Origin of the sequence: Streptomyces sp. NPDC059564, from assembly GCF_042735575.1 — a bacterium.
In the GTDB taxonomy this organism is placed as follows: domain Bacteria; phylum Actinomycetota; class Actinomycetes; order Streptomycetales; family Streptomycetaceae; genus Streptomyces.
Window position 1 is genome coordinate 1 of sequence record NZ_JBHWBP010000328.1, and the last position, 8,647, is coordinate 8,647.

Sequence of the window (8,647 nt, forward strand, 5' to 3'; positions counted from 1 at the left end):
ACGCCCCCCGGGGGGGGGGGGGGTCTCTAGTCGGGGGTGGGGGGGGTTTTGGGTTGGGGGGGGGGGGCCGGGGGGTCGGGGGGGGGGGGGGGGGGGGGGGGGGGGCTCGGGGGGGGGGGGGTGGTGGCGGTGGGGGGGGCCGGGGTCATCGCGGGGGCTCGGTTTCCGGGGTGAGGAGGTCCGCGATGTCCAGGACGTGGTAGCCCCGCATCGAGGGGAGGCAGCTGCCCCGGACCGGGCCGATCGCCGACGCCCAGGGGGCCGGGATCGAGGCGGCGCCCGACAGGGCCCCGGACAGGGCGCCCGCCACCGCGGCGGTGGTGTCGGCGTCCCGGCCCATGTTGACGGCCGTCAGGACGGAGGACGGGAAGTCGCCCGCGCAGGCGGCGAAGGCCCCGAAGGCCAGGCCCACCGCCTCGGGGGCGAGGTCCGTCCACGGGTAGCCGCCGATCACCACCGCCGAGCGCACCGCCCGTTCGCCGCGCGGGGCCGCGGTGACGGCCCGGCGCAGGGAGCGGGCCGTCCAGGAGTCGGAGGGGATCACCGACAGGGCCGCCGAGATCACCGAGGCCGGGGAGCCGCCCGCCATCGCCGCCGCGACCCCCGCCGCCACCGCCTGGCCCCCGTAGATGCCCTCCCCGTCGTGGCTGACCGAGCCGTCGATCGCGACCAGCCGGGCCGCCTCCGCCGGGCGCCCCGCCGCGAACACCCCGAACGGGGCCGCCCGCATCGCGAGACCGTCCGACCAGGCGTGCCGGTGCTGCGCCGAGATGGGGGCCGCCAACCCCCGCCGGAGGTTCTCCAGCGTGCCGCGCTCGCTGAAGCCCGCCCCGCGGAAGGGGCCCTCGTCCAGGTCCGCGATCCAGTGGTGCCAGGCCCGTTCGACGTGCGCGACGGTGAGCGCCGAGCCGTGCCGGGCCAGCAGCAGGCCCGAGAAGATGGCGTACTCCGTGTCGTCCGTGCCCGCCGGGTCGTCCGATACGAAGCCCTCGATGCGGCCCCACTTCGCCCGGATCTCCGACGGCTTCATGTTCTCCGCGGGGGCGCCCAGCGCGTCGCCCACCGCGAGGCCGAGAAGAGCGCCCCGGGCCCGTTCGAGGAGGACCTGCGGATTGGATGCGATCAGCTCCATGGCGCGCCTCTCCACTTGATGGGACTCATGATGAGCCCTTGGGGGATTTGTGCCACGGCATGTGGTTTGTCGCTCGTCGCGAAACACCCCCCGAACGCCCCCGTCACCCGGTCGCCGACCCGCGAAAGCCCAGGTAAGTACGGCCTTCCTTGCTGGCGGGCGGCAAAAATCGTGCGTAGTTTCGAGGTGTTCAGGGGGAGTGCTCCGGGCGGGGCACGGCTGCGCGTGCTTTCGCGTACCCACTCGCACGAAATGGGGAGATACGCCGCATGTCCATCATCGACATCGAAGCGCCACTGCACACCGCGCACCGTGACAACCACACCCACCGTGACGTCAACGGCGGATGGCTGCGGCCCGCCGTGTTCGGCGCGATGGACGGGCTCGTCTCCAACCTCGCGCTGATGACCGGCGTGGCCGGCGGCGCCGTCGCCCCGCAGACCATCGTGATCACCGGCCTGGCGGGCCTGGCGGCCGGTGCCTTCTCGATGGCCGCCGGCGAGTACACCTCCGTCGCCTCCCAGCGCGAGCTGGTCCTCGCCGAGCTGGACGTGGAGCGCCAGCAGCTGCGCAAGCACCCGGTCGACGAGATGGAGGAGCTCGCCGAGCTCTACGTCTCGCGCGGGGTCGAGCCCGCCCTCGCCCGCGAGGTCGCCATGCAGCTGTCCCGCGATCCGGAGCAGGCGCTGGAGATCCACGCCCGCGAGGAGCTGGGCATAGACCCCGACGACCTGCCCTCGCCGCTGGTCGCGGCCGTCTCGTCCTTCGGATCCTTCGCCCTGGGCGCGCTGCTGCCGCTGCTGCCCTACCTCCTCGGCGCGACCAGCCTGTGGCCGGCCGTGCTGCTGGCGCTGGGCGGGCTCTTCGCCTGCGGCGCGGTCGTCGCGCGGGTCACGGCCCGGTCCTGGTGGTACAGCGGTGCGCGCCAGCTGGTCCTGGGTGGCGCCGCCGCCGGTGTGACGTACGTCCTGGGAACCTGGATCGGTGGCGTCGTAGGCTAACCGGCGCGGGAGTGCGACACTATGCGGTACGCAACATAAGTAGTCCGTTACCCGGCGGTTTCGATTCCGTTGCCGCGGGGCATCAGACCAGGGCGCGCGGGCAACGATGCCCGCCTCGCGCCGGGACCTTCGCCCCGAGTTGCGTCCGCAGAATTCCTTGCAGAAACCCCCGTAGCTCCGCGAAGGTCCTTTCTTCCTGCTTCGTGCAACGTCCGCATGCTGGAACGCGATATCCGCTTCTCGGGATTGCCGTCATCATGTAACCTGCACGAAATTTCGCAGAGGGCCAACGTCGTCCCTCGGCTATGCACATATGCCACGACGACGACGGGAGAGCCGATGCGTTCCGCATCCACGCACTCCGCGACCGGCCTCAGCACCACCGCCTGGTCGCCCATGGACGGTCGCCCCGCCCAGCAGGGCATGTACGACCCGCGCAACGAGCACGACGCCTGCGGCGTCGGCTTTGTGGCCAACCTCAGCGGCGAGGCCAGCCACACGCTGGTCGAGCAGGCGCTGACCGTATTGCGGAACCTCGAGCACCGTGGCGCCACCGGCTCCGAGCCGGACTCGGGCGACGGCGCCGGAATCCTGTCCCAGGTCCCGGACGCGTTCCTGCGCGAGGTCGCCGGATTCGAGCTTCCCGAGGCCGGCGCGTACGCCGTCGGCATCGCCTTCCTCCCCGCCGACGGCACCGCACAGGCCGTCGCCGTGGAGCAGATCGAGGCCATCGCCGCCCAGGAGGACCTCACGGTCCTCGGCTGGCGCGAGGTGCCCGTCACCCCCGACCTGCTCGGCAACGGCGCCCGCGCCACCATGCCGGCCTTCTCGCAGCTGTTCGTGAGTGGGGGCACCTCCCGGACGGAGTCCGGGGGAGGGACGACCGGCATCGAGCTGGACCGCAAGGCCTTCGTGCTGCGCAAGCGCGCCGAGCGCGAGGCCGGGGTCTACTTCCCGTCGCTCTCCGCACGGACCATCGTCTACAAGGGCATGCTGACCACCGGCCAGCTGGAGCCATTCTTCCCGGACCTCTCCGACCGCCGCTTCGCGTCGACGCTCGCCCTGGTCCACTCCCGGTTCTCGACGAACACCTTCCCGTCCTGGCCGCTCGCCCACCCGTACCGCTTCGTCGCGCACAACGGCGAGATCAACACGGTCAAGGGCAACCGGAACTGGATGAAGGCCCGCGAGTCCCACCTGGCCTCCGGCGCCTTCGGCGAGGGCGCACTGGACCGCATCTTCCCGATCTGCACCCCGGACGCCTCCGACTCGGCCTCCTTCGACGAGGTCCTGGAGCTGCTCCACCTCGGCGGCCGGTCGCTGCCGCACAGCGTGCTGATGATGATCCCGGAGGCGTGGGAGAACCACACCTCCATGGACCCGGCCCGCCGCGCGTTCTACCAGTACCACTCCACGATGATGGAGCCCTGGGACGGCCCGGCCTGCGTCACCTTCACCGACGGCACCCAGGTCGGCGCGGTCCTCGACCGCAACGGTCTGCGCCCCGGCCGCTACTGGGTCACCGACGACGGCCTCGTCGTCCTCGGCTCCGAGGTCGGCGTCCTCGACATCGACCCGGCCAAGGTCGTCCGCAAGGGCCGCCTCCAGCCCGGCAAGATGTTCCTCGTCGACACCGCCCAGAAGCGGATCATCGAGGACGACGAGATCAAGGACGAGCTCGCCTCCGCCGCGCCCTACGCCGAATGGCTGGAGACCGGCGAGATCGAGCTGACGGACCTGCCCGAGCGCGAGCACATCGTGCACACCCACGCCTCGGTCACCCGCCGCCAGCAGACCTTCGGCTACACCGAGGAAGAGCTGCGCGTCATCCTCGCGCCCATGGCCCGCACGGGCGGCGAGCCGCTCGGCTCCATGGGCACGGACTCCCCGATCGCGGCCCTGTCCGAGCGCCCCCGGCTGCTCTTCGACTACTTCACCCAGCTGTTCGCGCAGGTCACCAACCCGCCGCTGGACGCCATCCGCGAGGAGCTCGTCACCTCGCTGCTGTCCTCGCTGGGCCCCCAGGGCAACCTGCTGGAGCCGACCTCCGCGTCGTGCCGCAGCGTCACCCTGCCGTTCCCGGTGATCGACAACGACGAGCTCGCCAAGCTGATACACATCAACGCCGACGGCGACATGCCGGGCATGAAGGCCGCCACCCTCTCGGGCCTGTACCGGGTCTCGGGCGGCGGCGAGGCGCTGGCCGCGCGGATCGAGGAGATCCGTGCCGAGGCCGACGCCGCCATCGAGGCCGGCGCCCGCCTGATCGTCCTGTCGGACCGCCACTCGGACGCCGAGCACGCGCCGATCCCGTCGCTGCTGCTCACCTCCGTCGTGCACCACCACCTCATCGCCACCAAGCAGCGCACCCAGGTGGGTCTGCTGGTCGAGGCCGGCGACGTCCGCGAGGTCCACCACGTCGCGCTGCTCATCGGCTACGGCGCGGCCGCTGTCAACCCGTACCTGGCGATGGAGTCCGTCGAGGACCTGCTGCGCGCCGGTACCTTCCTGTCCGGCCTGGAGCCGGAGCGGGCCATCAAGAACCTGATCTACGCGCTCGGCAAGGGCGTCCTGAAGGTCATGTCCAAGATGGGCATCTCCACGGTCGCCTCCTACCGCGGCGCCCAGGTGTTCGAGGCCGTCGGCCTCGACGAGGAGTTCGTCGGTACGTACTTCAGCGGCACCGCCACCAAGATCGGCGGCGCCGGCCTGGACGTCATCGCCAAGGAAGTGGCCGCCCGCCACACCAAGGCGTACCCGGCCTCCGGCATCGCGGCCACGCACCGCGCGCTGGAGATCGGCGGCGAGTACCAGTGGCGCCGCGAGGGCGAGCCGCACCTGTTCGACCCGGAGACGGTCTTCCGCCTCCAGCACGCCACCCGCAACCGCCGCTACGACATCTTCAAGAAGTACACGGAGCGGGTGAACGAGCAGTCCGAGCGCCTGATGACGCTGCGCGGCCTGTTCGGGTTCAAGAGCGAGGACCGGCCGTCGATCTCCATCGACGAGGTCGAGTCGGTCGCCGACATCGTCAAGCGCTTCTCCACCGGCGCCATGTCGTACGGCTCCATCTCCAAGGAGGCGCACGAGACCCTCGCCATCGCCATGAACCAGCTGGGCGCCAAGTCCAACACCGGTGAGGGCGGCGAGGACCCGGACCGCCTGTACGACCCGGCGCGGCGTTCGTCGATCAAGCAGGTCGCCTCCGGCCGCTTCGGCGTGACCTCCGAGTACCTGGTCAACGCGGACGACATCCAGATCAAGATGGCGCAGGGTGCCAAGCCCGGCGAGGGCGGCCAGCTGCCCGGCCACAAGGTCTACCCGTGGGTCGCCAAGACCCGGCACTCCACCCCGGGCGTCGGCCTGATCTCCCCGCCGCCGCACCACGACATCTACTCCATCGAGGACCTGGCCCAGCTGATCCACGACCTCAAGAACGCCAACCCGGCCGCGCGCATCCACGTGAAGCTCGTGTCCGAGGTCGGCGTCGGAACGGTCGCGGCGGGTGTCTCCAAGGCCCACGCGGACGTCGTCCTCATCTCCGGCCACGACGGCGGAACGGGTGCCTCCCCGCTGACCTCGCTGAAGCACGCGGGCGGTCCCTGGGAGCTCGGCCTCGCCGAGACCCAGCAGACCCTGCTGCTCAACGGGCTGCGCGACCGCATCGTCGTCCAGACCGACGGCCAGCTCAAGACCGGCCGCGACGTGGTCATCGCCGCGCTGCTCGGCGCCGAGGAGTTCGGTTTCGCGACCGCGCCGCTCGTCGTCTCCGGCTGCGTCATGATGCGCGTCTGCCACCTGGACACCTGCCCGGTCGGCATCGCCACCCAGAACCCGGTCCTGCGCGACCGCTTCTCCGGCAAGCCCGAGTTCGTCGTCAACTTCTTCGAGTTCATCGCGGAGGAGGTGCGCGAGCTCCTCGCCGAGCTGGGCTTCCGCACCATCGAGGAGGCCGTCGGCCACGCCGAGCTCCTCGACACCAGCAAGGCCGTCACGCACTGGAAGGCGCAGGGCCTCGACCTGGAGCCCCTCTTCTACGTGCCCGAGCTGCCCGAGGGCGCGGTCCGCCACGCCCTGATCGAGCAGGACCACGGTCTGGAGAAGGCCCTCGACAACGAGCTGATCAAGCTCGCCGCCGACGCGCTGAACGCCGACACGGCCGAAGCCGCCCAGCCGGTCCGCGCCCAGGTCGCGATCCGCAACATCAACCGGACCGTCGGCACCATGCTCGGCCACGAGGTCACGAAGAAGTTCGGTGGCGCGGGCCTGCCCGACAACACCATCGACCTGACCTTCACGGGCTCCGCCGGCCAGTCCTTCGGCGCCTTCCTGCCGCGCGGTGTGACGCTGCGGCTGGAGGGCGACGCCAACGACTACGTCGGCAAGGGCCTCTCCGGCGGCCGCGTCGTGGTCCGCCCGGACCGCGGCGCCGACCACCTCGCCGAGTACTCCACCATCGCCGGCAACACCATCGGCTACGGAGCCACCGGCGGCGAGATGTTCCTGCGCGGCCGCACCGGCGAACGCTTCTGCGTCCGCAACTCCGGCGCCCTGGTCGTCTCGGAGGGCGTGGGCGACCACGGCTGCGAGTACATGACCGGCGGACACGCCGTCGTCATCGGCGAGACGGGCCGCAACTTCGCGGCCGGCATGTCGGGCGGCGTCGCGTACGTCATCGACCTCGACCCGGCCAACGTCAACGTCGGCAACGTCGGTGCCGTCGAGACCGAGCTGTCCGACACGGACAAGCAGTGGCTGCACGATGTGGTGCGCCGCCACGAGGAGGAGACCGGCTCGACCGTGGCCGCGAAGCTCCTGGCCGACTGGTCCGCCGCGGTGGACCGCTTCAGCAAGATCATCCCGACCACGTACAAGGCAGTGCTCGCCGCCAAGGACGCCGCCGAGCTGGCCGGACTCTCGGAGTCCGAGACCACCGAGAAGATGATGGAGGCGGCGACCCATGGCTGACCCGAAGGGCTTCCTCACCACCCCGCGCGAGACCGCCTGCTCCCGTCCCGTGGCCGACCGGCTGAAGGACTGGAACGAGGTCTACGTCCCGGGCTCGCTGCTCCCGATCATCAGCAAGCAGGCCGGCCGCTGCATGGACTGCGGCATCCCGTTCTGCCACAACGGCTGCCCGCTCGGCAACCTCATCCCCGAGTGGAACGACTTCGCGTACCGCGAGGACTGGTCGGCGGCGTCGGAGCGGCTGCACGCGACGAACAACTTCCCGGAGTTCACCGGGCGGCTGTGCCCGGCGCCGTGCGAGTCGGCCTGCGTGCTCGGCATCAACCAGCCGGCCGTCACCATCAAGAACGTCGAAGTCTCGATCATCGACAAGGCCTGGGACAACGGCGACGTCACCCCGCAGCCGCCGGAGCGCCTCTCCGGCAAGACGGCCGCGGTCATCGGCTCCGGTCCGGCGGGTCTCGCCGCGGCGCAGCAGCTGACCCGGGCCGGGCACACCGTGGTGGTGTACGAGCGCGCCGACCGCGTCGGCGGGCTGCTGCGGTACGGCATCCCCGAGTTCAAGATGGAGAAGGTGCACATCAACCGGCGCATCGAGCAGATGCGCGCGGAGGGCACCAAGTTCCGTACCGGCATCGAGGTCGGCCGCGACATCACGGCCACCGACCTGCGCAAGCGGTTCGACGCGGTCGTCATCGCGGCCGGCGCCACGGTCTCCCGCGACCTGCCGGTCCCGGGCCGTGAGCTGAACGGCATCCACTTCGCGATGGAGTACCTGCCGCTGGCGAACAAGGTCCAGGAGGGCGACTTCCTGGCCCCGCCGATCACGGCCGAGGGCAAGCACGTGGTCGTCATCGGCGGCGGCGACACCGGCGCGGACTGCGTGGGCACCGCCCACCGCCAGGGGGCCCTCTCGGTCACCCAGCTGGAGATCATGCCGAAGCCGTCCGAGGAGCGGCCCTCGGGCCAGCCCTGGCCGACGTTCCCCATGCTGTACAAGGTCACCTCGGCGCACGAGGAGGGCGGCGAGCGGATCTACTCCGTCTCCACCACCCACTTCGAGGGCGACGAGGACGGCAACGTCCAGTCCCTGCACCTCATCGAGGTCGCCTTCGAGGACGGCAAGCTCGTCCAGAAGGCCGGCACCGAGCGCGTCCTCCCCGCGCAGCTGGTGACCCTGGCGATGGGCTTCACGGGCACCGACCAGGCCAACGGCCTGGTAGACCAGTTCGGGCTGGAGCTGGACGCGCGCGGCAACATCGACCGCGATGCCTCCTACGCGACCAACGTCGACGGCGTCTTCGTCGCCGGCGACGCGGGCCGCGGCCAGTCGCTGATCGTGTGGGCCATCGCGGAAGGCCGCTCGGCCGCCCGCGGCGTGGACCGCTTCCTGACCGGCACCAGCGCCCTCCCGTACCCGGTCAAGCCGACGGACCGCTCCCTGCTGGTGTAGGCCCCGCCGCCCCTCCCCGGGGAGGGGCACCCGCAGTACCCCCGCCCTCCGGGGCGGGACCCCTCATACGGTCCGTACAACGAAGTACGGAAC

The 8,647-nt window shown here is 71.3% G+C and carries 4 protein-coding genes; 3 read left to right on the forward strand and 1 reads right to left on the reverse strand.

Annotation, left to right across the window (positions count from 1 at the left end; genetic code table 11):
• Positions 1-145: 145 nt before the first annotated feature.
• The gene (locus tag ACFV0Q_RS33785) at positions 146-1,132 is read right to left on the reverse strand and encodes an ADP-ribosylglycohydrolase family protein (RefSeq protein WP_385010669.1); all 987 of its coding nucleotides are present in this window, start codon (positions 1,130-1,132) and stop codon (positions 146-148) included.
• Positions 1,133-1,401: 269 nt separating this feature from the next.
• Here ACFV0Q_RS33785 and ACFV0Q_RS33790 point away from each other — a divergent pair, with 269 nt between their 5' ends.
• The 3 genes from ACFV0Q_RS33790 to ACFV0Q_RS33800 all read left to right on the forward strand — a co-directional run bounded on the left by ACFV0Q_RS33790 (position 1,402) and on the right by ACFV0Q_RS33800 (position 8,554).
• Positions 1,402-2,133 carry a VIT1/CCC1 transporter family protein gene (locus ACFV0Q_RS33790; RefSeq protein WP_385010671.1) on the forward strand — a complete coding sequence of 244 codons (732 nt, stop codon included), beginning with the start codon at positions 1,402-1,404 and terminating at the stop codon, positions 2,131-2,133.
• A 396-nt stretch (positions 2,134-2,529) separates the two neighbouring features.
• The gene (gltB, locus tag ACFV0Q_RS33795; protein WP_385010675.1) at positions 2,530-7,101 is read left to right on the forward strand and encodes a glutamate synthase large subunit; all 4,572 of its coding nucleotides are present in this window, start codon (positions 2,530-2,532) and stop codon (positions 7,099-7,101) included.
• Entirely contained in the window at positions 7,094-8,554 is a 1,461-nt protein-coding gene (locus ACFV0Q_RS33800; RefSeq protein WP_385010673.1) for a glutamate synthase subunit beta, read from the forward strand. Before gltB ends, ACFV0Q_RS33800 begins: the two co-directional genes overlap by 8 nt.
• Positions 8,555-8,647 lie beyond the last annotated feature (93 nt).